Genomic DNA, 14,166 nt, shown 5'->3' on the forward strand with positions numbered 1-14,166 from the left:
AGCGAAGCGTGCGACATCACGTGGTTGCACGTGCCAACCGCAAGGGAGAGGACCCCATGTCGACATCGCGGAGATCGGCGTCGGGAAGCCGGGGCCACACGCGCCACAGCACCGCACGCCTGAGTGAGCTCCCCCCGACGCTGAGCGTGGACGAGGCCGGCGAGATGCTCGGCATCAGCCGGCGCAGCGCTTACCGGGCCGTGGCCCGCGGGGAGATCCCCACCCTGCGGCTGGGCCGGCGGCTGCTCGTGCCGACGCCGCGGCTGCTCGCGCTGCTCGGCGCGGCAGATGGATACGCCGCCGAGTTGCCGGCCGGAGACCCCGAGCGGGAGCAGAGTGCTGGCAGCGCGCCCGTACCCGCCCCGCACAACGGTGAGCAGGTGACCGCACGATGACCGGCCAGGTCTTCCGCCGCTGTTCGAAGTGCCTCACGCGACTCAAGCCGCGCGCTCGGCGCTGTGCCTGCGGGCACCCGAACTACAGCTGGTACTTCGCGGTCGACACGGTGCCCGGTCGCAAGAACCGCAAGCGGGTTCTTCGCGGAGGCTTCCCCACGCGGGAGACCGCGGAGTATGCCCTGAACGAGATCGTGCAGGCCATCGCTCAGGACTCCTACGTCGAGTCGTCCACCGAGACACTCGAGGACTTCTTCACGATCCGGTGGCTTCCCGCCATGAAGCCGCCCACCCTCGAGGCCACCACCTGGGCGGAGTACAGCCGCAAGATCCGCAACCAGATCATCCCGCGACTCGGCGCGCTGCCCATCCAGAAGCTCCAGCCCACCCACCTCAACCGCCTCTACGCCGAGCTGCTCGCGCACGGGCGCACCGACGACAAGGGCGGCCTGGCCCCCAAGACCGTGCGCGAGGTCCACGTCATCCTGCGCAAGGCGTTGAGCGACGCGGTGCGCTGGGGCCTGTTGACCCGCAACGTGGCCGTGAACGCCGACCCGCCCTCCTACCGCATGGCCAGCGTCGCCCGGCAGGCGATCATGCGGGTCTGGTCGGCCGAGGAGCTGCACGCCTTCCTCGACCACGTCCGTGACGACCGGCTGTTCGCCGTGTGGATGCTCGCGGCCAACACCGGCATGCGCCGCAGCGAGGTCGGTGGCGCCCGCTGGCAGGACCTGCTGTTCGACTCGGCGCGCCTGGCGGTGCGCCAGCGACTCGCCAGCGTCGACGGGCACCCGCAGCTGTCGGTGCCCAAGAGCCCCCGCAGCCGCCGGACCATCGACCTCGACCGGCGCACGCTAGAGGCCCTCAAGCTGCACCGCGAACGTCAGCTCGACGACCGGCGGCGCTGGGGTCCGGCCTGGCACGACCTCGACCTCATCGCCGCCCGCGAAGACGGCATGTGGATCCACCCCGACTGGCTGTCGGAGATGTTCCGCGCGCACGTCAAGGCGACGGGCCTGCCCAAAATCCGGCTGCACGACCTCAGGCATACGCACGCCAGCCTGCTCCTGGCCCGCAGCGCGCACCCCAAGATCGTCTCCGAACGGCTCGGGCATCACTCCGTCGCGTTCACGCTCGACACCTACGCCCATGTCATGCCCGGGATGCAAGCCGAAGCGGCGGAGAGCCTGGCCGACGCGATCTTCGACGAGCCTGAGCCCGACGAAGACGCAGAGGCCACCACAGGAGTCAACGAGGACGACGAGGAGGGCTCCGCGTGACCCCGTGCAATCTTGGTGCAATCTCGTTCGCGGGAGCGCCCGATGCGAAAATGAGAAAACCCCCGGCTGACCAGGGGTTTCTCGGAGTTGCGAGGGCGGGATTTGAACCCGCGACCTCCGGGTTATGAGCCCGGCGAGCTACCGAACTGCTCCACCTCGCGAGGCAAACGGTAGCAGCGTCCCGGAGGGGCTGCAACCGCGGGTCAGACCGGAGGCGGGTCTTCGTCTTCGCCCTCGGCGTCGGCGTCGGCGTCGGTCTCCGCTTCTTCCTCGTCCTCGGCCTCGTCGTCGGCGTCCTCGGTGCCCGGAGCGGTGCCCTCAATGAGCCCCTGGGCCTCCTGCAACAGCTCGTTGGCGTCCCGGGTCAGCTCGCGGTAGGCCCCGAGGTCCCCGGCCATCAGCGCCTCCTCCGCTTCGGCGAACCGTGCGAGGGCATCGTTGACGAGCGAGGCGACCCTCGGGTCCTGGGTGACGATGGGGCCGCCCTCCCCCGGCTCCTCGCCGGACGCCGGGTCACCGGGCAGGCTGTCGCGCGACTGTCCACCCCGGTCCACGACGGCGCCAGCCTCCGGCCCGAACATCGCCCCGAGCGCGTCGGCGAGGGTCTCCTCGAACACGACCCGCTCGCCGAAGACCAGCGCCACCCGGCGCAGCTCGGGGATCTCGCCCTGCTCGGCCCGCAGGAAGATCGCCTGCGCATACAGCAACGAGTCCTCGATGGGGATCACGAGCTGGTTGCCGTAGATCACGTTCGCGCCAGAGTCGTTCCAGCGCCCGATCTGCTCGGCGATGTCGTCGTTCTGGTCAACCTGCGCCTGCGCCTGCCCGGGACCGAACACCGTCCTGTCGGGGGGCATCAGGTACGCCTTGAGCTGCCCGAGATCCTCGCCGTCGCTGCGACCGGCGAGCCAACCGATCAGGTTGGGACGGTTGACCGGCACGAAGGGTTGGATGAGCGCGAACTCCTCGTCCACCTCGCCCGGCAGCCGCATGAGCAGGTAGTAGGGACGCATGGGCCGCGGAGCCTGCCGTTGCTGCTGCGGCAACCCCTGCTGGTTCTGGATGAACGCCGCGTCGACCGGGATCTCCCAGGCGTCCTCCTTGAAGAAGAACTGGTCGGCGTCTTGGATGTGGTAGGTCTCGAACAGCGACGCCTGCACCCGGAACATGTCCTCTGGGTACCGGAAGTGCGCGCGCAGCTCTTCGCTGGCTTCCTCCGCGGGGGTGAAGCTCTCGGGGAACGCGCCGCGCCACGCGCCGATGATCGGGTCGTCCTCGTCCATCACGTACAGCGTGACGGTGCCGTCGTAGGCGTCCACGACCGCCTTCACGCTGTTGCGGATGTAGTTGGCCCGGCCGGTCAAGCCCGGCAGCCGGCGGGTCTGCTCGACCAGGGCCAGCTCCCCGTCCGGCCCCTGGGTCGGCACGAGCTCGCGCTGCTCGGCCAGCGTGTGCTCCGCCAGGTCGATGCGCTCGGAGTACGGCACCATGTCGGTCGTGGTGTAGGCGTCCTGCACCCACTTCACCTTGTCGTCGACCGCCACCGGGTAGGGGTCGTGGTCAAACTTCAGGAAGGGCGCCACAGCCTCGACCCGGTCGCGGATGTTGCGGTTGAAGATCACCTTGCTGTCCGCGTTGAGCAGGTCGGACAGCACGAAGTTCGGCTCGGTGAAGCGAAACGCGAACGCCAGGCGCCCGAGCATCCCGCCGACGCTGACACCGTCGTCACCGGTGTACTCGTAGCGCTCCGGCTCGCCCTCGTCGACGGGGAAGTCGAGCTCGGCGACCTCGGTATTCAGGATCGAGTACTGCGGCGGGTTCTCCCCGAAGTAGATGCGGGGGTTGTCCACCTCCAGGGCCTCGTCGCCCTCCGGGGGGATGTCGCGCACGAAGAACACCGGCTGTCCCCCGCCGTCGGCGATGCTCACGTCGCTGGCCACGAACCCGAACCCGTGGGTGTAGACCAGCCGGCGGTTCTGCCAGTTCTGGGCTGCCTCCGGCAGGTCGTTCTCGTTCAGCTCCCGGACGCTGAGCATGACCTGCTCGACGCCGTCGGCGAACGGGTAGCGGTCCACGTCCACGTCACGGAAGTCGTAGTAGGTCCGCAGCTCCTGCAGCTGGGCGTAGGTGCTCTGCAATGTGGCCGGGTCCCACATGCGGATCGATTCGAGCGTGGCTTCGTTGTCCGCGACCTGCTCCGGCGTCAGCGACGAGCGAGCGGGGAAGCGCTCGAACTCGACGTCGTCGTCGATCACCAAGCCGAACGCGAACCGCGTCATGTCGAGGTTGCGGTCGATGTACTGGCGTTCCCGCGGCAGCTCCTGCGGGTCCACCTGCAGCCGCTGGATGACCGCCGGGTAGACGCCGGCGAGCACGACCGCGGCGACGACGAGGATGCCGACACCCGCCGAGGGCAGCAGCCACCCACGGAAGCGGAGGTTGACCAGGAACAGCACGACGGTCACGGCCGCGATCACGGTGAGCAGCTGCAGGGCGATCAGCTGGGCGTTGACGTCGGTGTAGGACAACCCGGTGACCGTGCCGCGCTGCGAGTAGCTGAGCATGTAGCGGTCGAGCCAGAACCCCCACGCCCGGACCGCCACGATCCCGGCCAGCAGGATCGACAGGTGCACGGCGACCTGCGGGGCGATCTTCTGGCCGGGCGACTGCGGACGGATGCCGCCGAAGAGGTAGTGCGCGACCGCGGTCAGCACGATCGTCAGCGCCAGCGCGGTGAACAGCCAGGAGTTGACCAGTGCGTGGAACGGCAGGATGAAGACGAAGTAGCCGAGGTCGCGGGCGAACTGCGGGTCGTCGATCCCGAACTCGGTGGCGTTGGCCCACAGCAGGTAGGTGTCCCACTCGCCCACCATCGACAAGCCCGACAGCACGCCGATCAGCACCGCGACCCCGAGCAGAAGCGGGCGCGCGAACGGCTCGACCGCCTCCCGGTAGCGCTCGACGCCCTCCTCCTGTGCCGACGGGATGCGGTACGGGGGCGCGAGCTTGCGGGCGAGCATCAGGTTGCCGGCGAGCAGGCCGGCCATGACCAGTCCCGCCACGATCCCGAGACCAACCCGCGTCGTCAGGAGCGTCCAGAAGACGTGCGCGAAGCCGAGGCTGTCGAACCACAGGATGTCGGTGTAGAAGGTCGCGACCCTCGTGCCGAACAGCAGCAGGACCACGATGAATGCCAGCACGAGCAGCCACCAACGGCGCCGCAACTGGTCGAGAAAACTCATGAAGAAGGCTCCGATACGGGAAGGGTGGTGCAGCTGCAGCCAACATGGACCGGCGGGGCGTCGTGCCCGCTAGGGTACGCGGCACCCATGGCCACCACACCGGCTTGGCTGTTGTGGCGACAACGGGCCTCAGGACAGCGGGGTTCCCGGCCCAGCACCCATCGGCGGTGCGTGACGCCGCCAGCGATCCACGCGTCCAACATGCCCAGCTCGTAGGCACGCAGCAGATGCGTGACGGCGAGCTCATGGGCGACGGTGCCCTTGAGCTCGACGAACACCCCGCTCACGCGCTCGGACCACGCCTGGGGTTCCTCGCCGGCGGATCGCGCCATCCGCAAGGTGGCCGCAAGCGGCTTGCGCACCCGTTCCGACAGCTCGGCCATGAACGCGTCGACCAGCGCGCGCTGGCCGTCCGGCGACGGCAGGTCGCGGTCGACCAGCAGGGATGCGACCGCCAAGCCCGCCTCGTAGGCCTCGCGCAGCGGCGCAACGGCAGCGTGGCGGATCGCTTCGATCTCCTCGCTCACCAGCGACTCGGGCTCGACGTCGCCGCCGGTGCGACGTAGCCGATCAAGCGCCACGTTCTGCACCTCCTGGAGGCCCCGCTTGATCGCACGGACCAGCTGGGGACGCAGGGGTTCCAGGGCCGCGCCGCGCAGGCCGTGGGGGTCGGCGGGGTCCTCCTCAGCGGCGGCGAGCCCGACGGGGCCGGCCAGCTCCGGCTGCGTCTCCGGTACCGCTTCCGCCGCGGGCTCCGGCTCGGGCTCCGGGTCCGGCCCTGGCTCGGGCTCCGGTACCGGCTCCGGTAACGCTTCCGCCTCGGGCTCCGGCTCCGCCTCCGATGGCCCTTCCGGTTCGTGCTCGTGTCCACGTTCTGGTTCCGGTTCGGGCGGGTGATGGCGTTCCGGCTCCGGTTGCGCCAGCAGGGGCGGCTCAGCAACCTCCATCGGCGCCGCGGCAACGTCCGCCGACGCAGTGAGCCCGGCGGTCAGCGCCTCCCGCACCGTCGCGGCAGGAAGCGCGGGCGCCGCGAGCTCGTTGATGACCTGATCGACGGTCCCGGCGATCTGGCGCAGCTGCTGGGAGAGGTTGGCCCGAGCCGCCTCCAGCCCGGCCACGATCTCCTCCGCCTCTTCGCGGCGCTGCTCACCCTCGGCGATCAGGCGCGCAGCCTGCTGTCGACCCGACTGGACCTGTCGGTCGGCGTCGACACGGGCCTTGCGCGCGATCGTCATCGCCGCTTCCCGCGCGGCGTCGAGGATGCGCTGGGTCTCGGGCCCGATGTCGAAGAACTGCTCCTCGGCCTCGGACGCCTCGTGCGGGGCTGTCTCGTGCGGGGCTGTGCTGGTCTCCTCAGCGGCAGGCAGCGCGTCGAGCTTGCCCTCCGCCGCCTGCAGGCGGGCTTCGAGCTCCCGGACGGTGTCGGCAACCTCGGTGAGGAACGCACGGACCTCCGCACGGTCGTAACCACGCAGGGAGACGAGGAACTCGCGCCCGTGGATCTCTTCAGGGGTGAACAACGCCGCTCCCTTCATGGCGAGACCGGCAGTCTAGGTGAGGCCGGTTGGCGCTCCGAGTACCCGCCGTCAGCTGTCGCCAAGCAACAGCTCCACGACCAGCTCCACCAAGCCCTTCACCGGCTGGCCGAGCAGGCCGCCCGGGCTGGGCGGCGGTGGCCCGGGACCGCTGTCACCGCCGTCCCCACCGGGTTCCGTCGCGGGTGGCGGTGGCGGCGTCGGCGCCTGTGCGGCGGTCGACGGCGGCGGCGGCGGGGCGGGTTCGGGCTGATCTGGCGTGGGCGAGGACGGGGCCGCGGGCGTCTGCCCGGACGAGCCACTGGGTTCGGTCGCCGGCGGCGGTCCCGACGGTGCGGCGGCGGGCGGCGCGTCCGCCGGGGGGGCCGCCGGCGCGGGCGGGTCCAGCCGGGCGGTGTAGCGGGCCTGCGCCACGTCGACCACCTCGGCCAAGCGCGTGGCGGTCACCCCCATCTCGGTGGCGACGAGGCCCCACCGCGCACCGGCGGCACGCAGGTCGGCGATGTCGCGGAGTGCCGCGACAAGCGCGTCGGGCGACCCGGACGGGGTCGCGGACTGGGCGACGAACAACCGCAGCAGCGTCTCGCCTGGGGACCCCGGCCCCGCCTCTCCGGCAACACCGCCGGAGAGCGTCCCGACGGCGGGTCCGGGGATCGCGGCGAAGGCCGCGTAGAACTCCGCGGACCTGGGCTCGGTCCCATACGCGCGGGACAGCCCGCGCGCCAGCCGCTCCGCCTCGCGGTCGAAGGCGATGGCGTCGCGCAGCAGCACCTGATCCCACGGGTCATCGGGCCGGTAGGTCAGCGGCTGGCCTGAGGCCGCCAGACGGCGCGCGGCCAGACTCGCCTCGCGCAGGGCGGGCAGCGTGCGCACCTCGGCCGGACGGCGCACCCGCACCTGACCGCTGTACACGCCGATGCGGGGATCGATTCCCAACGCCAGCCGGTAGACCCCCTCACCGGAGACCTCGACGTCGTCCCACCGACTCTCGAGGCCCCCGTCGCTGTCCGCGAGGGCCTCGCCGCGCTCCAGGCGGAACCAGTCGTCGCCGATCACCGCCGCGGCTTGCGGCGCGAACCACACCTCACCGGAGCTGAAGGCGATCCGCGCCTCGTCCTCCCCCGTCCGCAGCCGCGCCCCCGCCGGTATGGCCTCGCCGGCTCCGACGGTCGCCCAGACACCACCCACGGAGACCTCCGCCATGTCGCCGGCCACGACCTGCGCGACCTCCTCCCCGCCAGGATCGTCGCCCGTGCAGCTCGCGACGATCATCAGGACAGCAAGGGGCGCCAGCAAGGTCAACGTGCGGCGAGCGTGGCCTCCGCCGGGGTGACGGCGGCGGCGTGCGGAAGTGGACAGGACCGAGCTCCGAACGTGCAGTGCCGGCAGGGACGTCCACCCATGGTAGGCGGCACGCCGGGCATCCGGCTAGGGTCCGATTTGACTAGCCCTGGCCGTGCCGCATTGGCCTACCGGTCGGCCACCGGGATGACCAGGTGCACCGTCGACCCGCGGTCGGCCTGCGACTCCACGGACACGTCGCCACCCAGCCCGTCCATGATGCGCCGCACGAGCGCGAGTCCGAGTCCGAGGCCGCCGTAGGGGCGGGTCTCGCTCGCATCGACCTGGTAGAAGTCGGAGAAGATGCGCGCGGCGGTCTCCGGCGTCACGCCCACCCCCCGGTCGCGCACGGCGAGTCGGACCATCGACGCCGGCCCGTCGGTGTCCAGACGCGCCATGATGCTGACCGGCTCGCCGCCGGGGGAGAACTTGACCGCGTTGTCCAAGAGCTCGTCCAGGCATCGCCGCAGCATCCCGGGATCGACGAGCACGGGCGGGAGGTCCTTCGCGATCCGGCGGGTGAACTCCCGCTCCGGATGGTGCGCACGCCAGCCGTCGAGGACGTCGCCGACGAGCCCGGCCAGGTGGACCGGTTCCTGTTCCAGTCGCAGCCGCCCGCTGTCGAGCGCCGCGAAGTCGACCACCATCTGCACGATGCGCTCCAGCTGCGCCGCCGACCGCAGGATCTGGTTGGCGTACCGCTTGGTCGCATCCGGCCCCGTCTCCCGGCTCGCGAGGACGTGGGCATAACCGCTGATGGGTGTCAGGGGTGTCCGCAGCTCGTGGCTGACGTTCGCCAGGAACTCGGTCTTCATGCGCTCGACCTCGACCTCCCGGGTGACGTCGCGTAGCACGAGCACCCTGCCGAGCACCGCTCCGCTCGGGTCGTGCACCGGTGCGGCAGTCGCCGCCGCCGGGACCAGGTCGCCCCCGGTGCGTTCAAGCAGGAGCTGCACGGCGACCACGTCTTCGCTGACCGGCCCGCCGAGCGTGGCCGCCGCCGGTGCGTCGTTCGGGCCTTGGCCACGCAGCACCTCCTCCAGCGGCAGCCCCAGGGCGTCGGTGACGTCCCGGCCCACCAGACGCTCCGCGGCCGGGTTGAACATGATGATCTTGCCGTCGGCGTCCACCGCGACCAGGGCATCGCCCATCGACGAGGTCAGCGCCTCCATGCGGGCACGCAGCCGGGACTGGACGTCCGCGGCCTCACGCAGCTGCGCAGACTGGGCCGCCAGGGATACCGTCATCTCGTTGAACGTGCGGCCCAGCTGACCGATCTCGTCGTGGCTGTCGATCGCCGCCTCGGCCTCGAGGTCACCCTCGCGAACGGCTGCGGCAGCCGTCGTCAGGCGGCGGATCGGCGCGACCAGCCGTCCGGTGACCAACGCCGCCACGCCGCCGGCGAACAGGGCGCCGAGCAGCGCCAGCAGGAACAGCCGTTGGACCAGGCCACGCTCGAGCTGCGCGATGACGTCTGATGTCGAGGTGGCGACGACCCGACCGACGACATTGCCGGCGGGGTCACGGACCGGCTGGGCGGCCGCGTACCAGACCTGGTCGTCGGCGGTGAACGTCCCGCGGGTCGCGCCCGCGTCGACCTGCGCGACGATCTGGTTGGCGGCACCCGCCACCCCGCTGGAGGCGACGTTGAACGCCGCCCCCGTCTCCAGGATCAGCTCCACGTCCAACGGGGTGGCACTCTCGATCCATTGGCCGTCGGCCACCCGCCCGGTCAGCAGGGCGCCGCGGACAGGCTGCTCGGGGGACTCGCCCGGCACACCGACCGCCCCGACGCCGACGATCTGCCCCGCGACGGTGATGAGGTCGCCGGCCGGGGGCCCCCCGTCGAGCACCCCCTCGACGGTGGGGCTGCCGGCCATGCCCAGCACGAACGAGTCGACGGCCAGGTCCTCGGTCGGCGAGTAGGCGAGGCGCTTCTCGCCGCGGGGACCGATCACGACGAAGAAGTCCTGCGTGGCGAAGAACGCGTCGTAGGCGATCGCCAGGCCATCGCGGTCGTCGGGATCGAACCCGAGGAACGTCTCGCCGGCGACGCGAAACGGCCGCCCGGCGTTGACGGCGGCGGCCGGCCACTCCGCGATGTCCTCCGCCACCCGCTCGGCGGACCCGTCCAGGCGGCGGAGCTCCTCGGCGACCAGGTCCGCCGACCCGAGACCGGACAGCACCCCCGCCATCAGCACCACCACGACGAGCAGGCTGGCGACGAACGCGGTGACGAACTTGCCTTGCAGCCTTCCGGCGCTCGCCTGCCACAACCACGCGCCGAGCGCCAGCGACCCGGCGAGGACCAGCCAGCTCGCCGCGGTGACCGACGTGAGCGCGACCCACTCGGCGGCGCCCCAGGCGAGCAGCCCGCCGCCCACGAGGGCGGCGCGCCGCCCGCCCGTCAGTGCCCGGACACCGGCCAGAAGACCGGCGAGGGCGCTGACCAGCGCCGCGGGCACCGGCGCGACCGGGATCAGGACCGTCGGGCCGGCGAGCTGGGCCATGCTGCGCCCGGACAGCCCCAAGGCCACCAGCACCAGCCCTGCGGCCCGCAGCCATGCCACCGTGTCGCCGAGCCCGGTGACCAACGCGCCCGACAGTCCATGGCTGATCGCGATCGCCAGGCTGCCCACCGCCACGAGGGTGGCAGCCCTCCCGCCACCACCCGGCATGGGGTCGGTCGCAGGCCTGCCCGGGCGCACGACCACGACGATCGCCAGCCCGGCCGCGGCGAACAGCGCAAGCAGGCTGGCGGCCAGATGCAGCGGCGTCAACAGGCTGGCAGCCATCCTGACCAGTGTACGACCGGCCGATGATCACGGGTCTGCGGGGCTCGGCGGCCCGCTCAACTCGAGACGAACAGCTCCTTCAGATCGTTGAAGGACTCGATGGTCGTCCCCGCCCCCGTCACGACCGCCTCCAGGGGAGCATCGACCAGATTGACCTTCAGCTGGGTTTCCTGCGCGATCCGGGCGTCAAGCCCGCTGAGCAGCGCCCCACCGCCGACCAGCCACATCCCGCGTTGGAGGATGTCTTGGGTGAGCTCGGGGGGGCAGTCCCCCAAGGTGTCCACCACCGCGCCGACGATCAAGCTGATCTGGTCCTCGATCGCTTCACGGACCTCCTCGGCGCTCACCACGACGACCTTCGGCAGACCCGACGCGAGCTCCCGTCCACGGATCTCCGCCTTGGGCTCGTCGGCCTGCGGGTAGGCCGAGCCCACAGCCATCTTGAGCTCCTCGGCGGTGCGCTCCCCGATGGCCACGGCGTACTCGCGACGCACGAAGCTCTGCAGCGCCCCGTCGATGTCGAACCCCCCGACGCGCACCGCCCGGCACGCCACCACGCCGCCGAGGGAGATCACCGCCACCTCCGAGGTGCCGCCGCCGACGTCGACGATCATCGAGCCCTCCGGTTCGTGGACGGGCAGACCGGACCCGATGGCGGCCGCCATGGGCTCCTCCATGAGGTAGGCGGCGGTGGCCCCAGCCTGCACGGCGGCCTCCTGGACGGCGCGACGCTCGACCTCGGTGATCGCGCTCGGGACGCAGATCACCGCTCGGGCGCGCGTGAAGCGGCTCACCCCCACCTGCTGCATGATCAGCTTGAGCAGGCGGGCGGTGGTGTCGAAGTCCGTGACCGCCCCACCGCGCAGCGGCCGATCGGCGGTGATGTGACCGGGGGTCCGGCCGATCATGGCGTACGCCTCGTGTCCCATGGCGAGGACGTCGCCGTTGCGCTGGTTGACCGCGATCACCGTCGGCTCGTTCAGGACGATCCCGCGACCCTTGCTCCACACCAGGGTGTTGGCGGTGCCGAGGTCGATCGCGATATCACGGGACATGAGGGGACGTTACCCTCTGCCGCCCCCCGCATCCGCCGGCTTCCTGCTCCTGCCGCGAGCGGGCCGCCCCCGCGCGGCCTGCCCCGGACGGCGCGGCATCTGCCCGTGGGTACGGCCGGGCCGTGCCTGCCGGGGCGGGACGGGCCGTTCGTCGTCGTTGGCCGGATCCAGCGCGTCCAGTGCGCGGGAGAAACCCGCCACCGAGTCACCAGAGGTCGAACGACTGCGGCGATGGGCGCTCGCCAGGTTCACCGCGAGCCACGCGGCGACGGCGAGAATGCAGATGAGCAGGAGGGTGGACACCGCTCGGAGACTAGGCACCCCGCCACCCTGCCCGCAACCCCTCGGGGTGGCCGTCCGGACGGGGGGCCTCGGGAAGCCTCAAGGAGGCTCACGGCGAACCGGGGAAGTGCGCGCCGCCGTCCGCCCAGTGCTCCTGCTTCCAGATCGCCACGGTGGCCTTCAGGGTGTCGATGCCGTGGCGGGCCGCCTCGAAGGCCTCGTCCCGGTGCGCCGCCGAGACGGCCACGACGACGGCTGGCTCCCCGATCGCCAGCGTCCCGACCCGGTGCTCCAGCCACACGGCCCGGACCGCTGGCCACCGCGTCGCCACCTCGGCGGCCAGCGCGTCGAGCTGGCGTCCCGCCCGCTCGGCATAGGCCTCGTAGGACAGCGCTGAGACCGCTCGCCCCTCCGACTCCTGACGGATCGTGCCCGTGAAGACCACGACCGCGCCCGCCGCCGGGTCGGTGGCGAACGCGTACGCCGCCTCGACCTCGAGGGGGTCCTCGGTCAGTGCGGTGTGCAGGCGGGCCATGGCCGACCGCGTCGCGCCGCGATCAGTTCTGCCGCTCCAGCTCCTGCTCGAGATCCTCGAAGACGTTCTCGGGGTCCTCGCCCTCCATCAGGCGGTCGAGGGAGTCACGGACGTCGGGATCGTTGAAGGCCCCGGCGAAGCCCACGATCACCAGGACGAGGATCAGCAGGGACAGCAGGATGGCGATGATCCCGGTGACCAGGCCGCCGACCGCCAGCCCCTTCCCACCGACGCCTGCTGTCCGCGTCCGCCGGATGCCACCGATCCCGGTGGCCACCGCCGCGATGCCAAGCACCAGCGCGAGCAGGTTGACGAACGGGATCCAGCTCAGCAGGAGGGCGATGATCCCGCACACCAGGGCGGCGATCGCCAGGCCGTTGGACTGCTGCTGGGCGGGTGGCCCGCCCCCCGGGTCGTCCCAGGACTGCGGCGGGGGCAGCTGGCCGCCGGAGGGTGGTGGCGGCGGAGGCGCTTGGGGCGGCTGGGACATGTGGTTCCTCCTTGGGGGCGGTCGGCCCCCGGCTACGGTGAGCGCGTCGCCCGTCGTCCGACGACGAACCCGATCAAGGTCCCGACGGTCGCGAAGGTGGCGATGATGAGGTGACGGCGGCGCACGCGCACACGCCCCACCGTGAGGTACTCGCGGTGGGCGTCGGAGAACTCCCGCACGATCTCGCGGTTGGAGTGGGTGGGCGCCCACCCGTGGTCGTGCAGGCTGTCGGTGGCGAGCACGACGGGATGCATGACGTGGTGGACCGCTCCCGCGGACAGCTCCGAGAGCCCGCGGTCCCACAGCTGCTCCGCCGCCGAGAACGCCACCGTCTCGGGGACCAGCAGCGGCTTGCGCCCGAGCAGGCTGCAGAGCTCCTCGGTGGCCAACCAGCCGTCGGCGGCCACGTTGTAGGCGCCCGCCAGTTCGCCCGTCACGGCCAGCGCCAGCGCGCTCGCGACGTCGTCGACGTGCACGAACTGGCGGGGCGGGTTGTAGCCCCGCACCAGCGGCAGCCTGGGACTCTCGAGCTGGCGGGCGAGGAAGTCGTCCATGCCGGGCCCCAGCACCGGGGCGGGCCGCAGGACGCAGACGGCCACGTCGGGGTGCGCCATGGCCCACTCGGCGACCAGCTCCTCGCTCAGCAGGTGCTGGTAGCCGTAGCTGAAGTCCGGGTTCGCGCGCAGCGGGGCGTCCTCGGCCAGCGGCACGCGATTGTCGGGGTGGGCGCCGTAGACCGCCGCGCTGGACAGGTGCACGACCTTGCGGGCACCGACGCGGCCGGCCGCCGCCAGGACGTTGCGGGTGCCGTGCACGTTGCGGGCGAACATCGTGTCCTCGTCGCGCGTCGGACCGCAGCGGGCCGCCAGGTGCACCACGGTGTCCGCGCCCCGCAGCGCGTTGGGCAGGAGCCGGTCGCGCACGTCTGCGGTGCGGAAATCGACCTTGGCGCCGGGCATCTCGGGCGCGTCGAGGTCCACGGCCACGATGCGGGTGACCGATCCCTCCTCGCCGAGCCGGTCGATCAGCGCACGACCAATCGCGCTGCTCGACCCCGTGACCGCCACCGTGCTCATATTGACTGGCCTCCTGACCACCGCCGGAGGCTACACGTCTACCATGGCCAGGGTCCCGCAAACCCTGCGGTCGGACGCGACGGCCCGCCGGCAACGCCCCGCAGGTACAGCTCGCAGGTACGGCTATGACGGCAGGACGA

Annotated in this window: 10 protein-coding genes and 1 tRNA gene; 2 read left to right on the plus strand and 9 right to left on the minus strand. The window is 71.7% G+C overall.

Annotated elements, in window-relative coordinates; genetic code table 11:
- Nucleotides 1-56: 56 nt before the first annotated feature.
- Entirely contained in the window at nucleotides 57-395 is a 339-nt protein-coding gene (locus tag WD250_15265; GenBank protein ID MEX2621575.1) for a helix-turn-helix domain-containing protein, read from the plus strand.
- Nucleotides 392-1,675, plus strand: coding sequence for a site-specific integrase (locus WD250_15270; protein ID MEX2621576.1), 1,284 nt, complete (start codon nucleotides 392-394; stop codon nucleotides 1,673-1,675). The genes WD250_15265 and WD250_15270 overlap by 4 nt, the downstream gene beginning before the upstream one ends.
- 87 nt (nucleotides 1,676-1,762) lie before the next feature.
- Here the strand turns inward: WD250_15270 and WD250_15275 are convergent.
- The 9 genes from WD250_15275 to WD250_15315 form a co-directional block, all read right to left on the minus strand.
- A tRNA-Met gene (locus WD250_15275) sits at nucleotides 1,763-1,836 on the minus strand.
- Nucleotides 1,837-1,878: 42 nt separating this feature from the next.
- Entirely contained in the window at nucleotides 1,879-4,917 is a 3,039-nt protein-coding gene (locus WD250_15280; protein ID MEX2621577.1) for a UPF0182 family protein, read from the minus strand.
- The gene (locus WD250_15285; protein ID MEX2621578.1) at nucleotides 4,914-6,437 is read right to left on the minus strand and encodes a DivIVA domain-containing protein; all 1,524 of its coding nucleotides are present in this window, start codon (nucleotides 6,435-6,437) and stop codon (nucleotides 4,914-4,916) included. Before WD250_15285 ends, WD250_15280 begins: the two co-directional genes overlap by 4 nt.
- Nucleotides 6,438-6,503: 66 nt before the next feature.
- Entirely contained in the window at nucleotides 6,504-7,724 is a 1,221-nt protein-coding gene (locus tag WD250_15290) for a hypothetical protein (protein ID MEX2621579.1), read from the minus strand.
- 197 nt (nucleotides 7,725-7,921) lie between these two features.
- Nucleotides 7,922-10,588 (minus strand): ATP-binding protein, encoded by a 2,667-nt coding sequence (locus WD250_15295; GenBank protein MEX2621580.1) that lies wholly within the window; start codon nucleotides 10,586-10,588, stop codon nucleotides 7,922-7,924.
- 56 nt (nucleotides 10,589-10,644) lie between these two features.
- Nucleotides 10,645-11,643 (minus strand): rod shape-determining protein, encoded by a 999-nt coding sequence (locus WD250_15300; GenBank protein ID MEX2621581.1) that lies wholly within the window; start codon nucleotides 11,641-11,643, stop codon nucleotides 10,645-10,647.
- A gap of 391 nt (nucleotides 11,644-12,034) precedes the next feature.
- A complete protein-coding gene (locus WD250_15305) occupies nucleotides 12,035-12,460 on the minus strand; it encodes a molybdenum cofactor biosynthesis protein MoaE (GenBank protein MEX2621582.1) in 426 nt (141 codons plus the stop codon).
- Nucleotides 12,461-12,482: 22 nt separating this feature from the next.
- Nucleotides 12,483-12,950, minus strand: coding sequence for a DUF4190 domain-containing protein (locus WD250_15310; protein ID MEX2621583.1), 468 nt, complete (start codon nucleotides 12,948-12,950; stop codon nucleotides 12,483-12,485).
- Nucleotides 12,951-12,982: 32 nt separating this feature from the next.
- Nucleotides 12,983-14,026: an NAD-dependent epimerase/dehydratase family protein gene (locus WD250_15315; protein ID MEX2621584.1), complete on the minus strand. Its 1,044-nt coding sequence runs from the start codon at nucleotides 14,024-14,026 to the stop codon at nucleotides 12,983-12,985.
- Between the last annotated feature and the right edge of the window lie 140 nt (nucleotides 14,027-14,166).

It is taken from the genome of Egibacteraceae bacterium, assembly GCA_040905805.1.
Taxonomy (GTDB): Bacteria; Actinomycetota; Nitriliruptoria; order Euzebyales; family Egibacteraceae; genus DATLGH01.

What these genes read in the sequence shown, in the direction of transcription:
- WD250_15290 (MEX2621579.1), bottom strand. Translation starts at nt 7,724, where the DNA reads ATGATCGTCGCGAGCTGCACGGGCGACGATCCTGGCGGGGAGGAGGTC.
- WD250_15295 (MEX2621580.1), bottom strand. Translation starts at nt 10,588, where the DNA reads ATGGCTGCCAGCCTGTTGACGCCGCTGCATCTGGCCGCCAGCCTGCTT.
- WD250_15265 (MEX2621575.1), top strand. Translation starts at nt 57, where the DNA reads ATGTCGACATCGCGGAGATCGGCGTCGGGAAGCCGGGGCCACACGCGC.
- WD250_15305 (MEX2621582.1), bottom strand. Translation starts at nt 12,460, where the DNA reads ATGGCCCGCCTGCACACCGCACTGACCGAGGACCCCCTCGAGGTCGAG.
- WD250_15300 (MEX2621581.1), bottom strand. Translation starts at nt 11,643, where the DNA reads ATGTCCCGTGATATCGCGATCGACCTCGGCACCGCCAACACCCTGGTG.
- WD250_15310 (MEX2621583.1), bottom strand. Translation starts at nt 12,950, where the DNA reads ATGTCCCAGCCGCCCCAAGCGCCTCCGCCGCCACCACCCTCCGGCGGC.
- WD250_15270 (MEX2621576.1), top strand. Translation starts at nt 392, where the DNA reads ATGACCGGCCAGGTCTTCCGCCGCTGTTCGAAGTGCCTCACGCGACTC.
- WD250_15315 (MEX2621584.1), bottom strand. Translation starts at nt 14,026, where the DNA reads ATGAGCACGGTGGCGGTCACGGGGTCGAGCAGCGCGATTGGTCGTGCG.
- WD250_15280 (MEX2621577.1), bottom strand. Translation starts at nt 4,917, where the DNA reads ATGAGTTTTCTCGACCAGTTGCGGCGCCGTTGGTGGCTGCTCGTGCTG.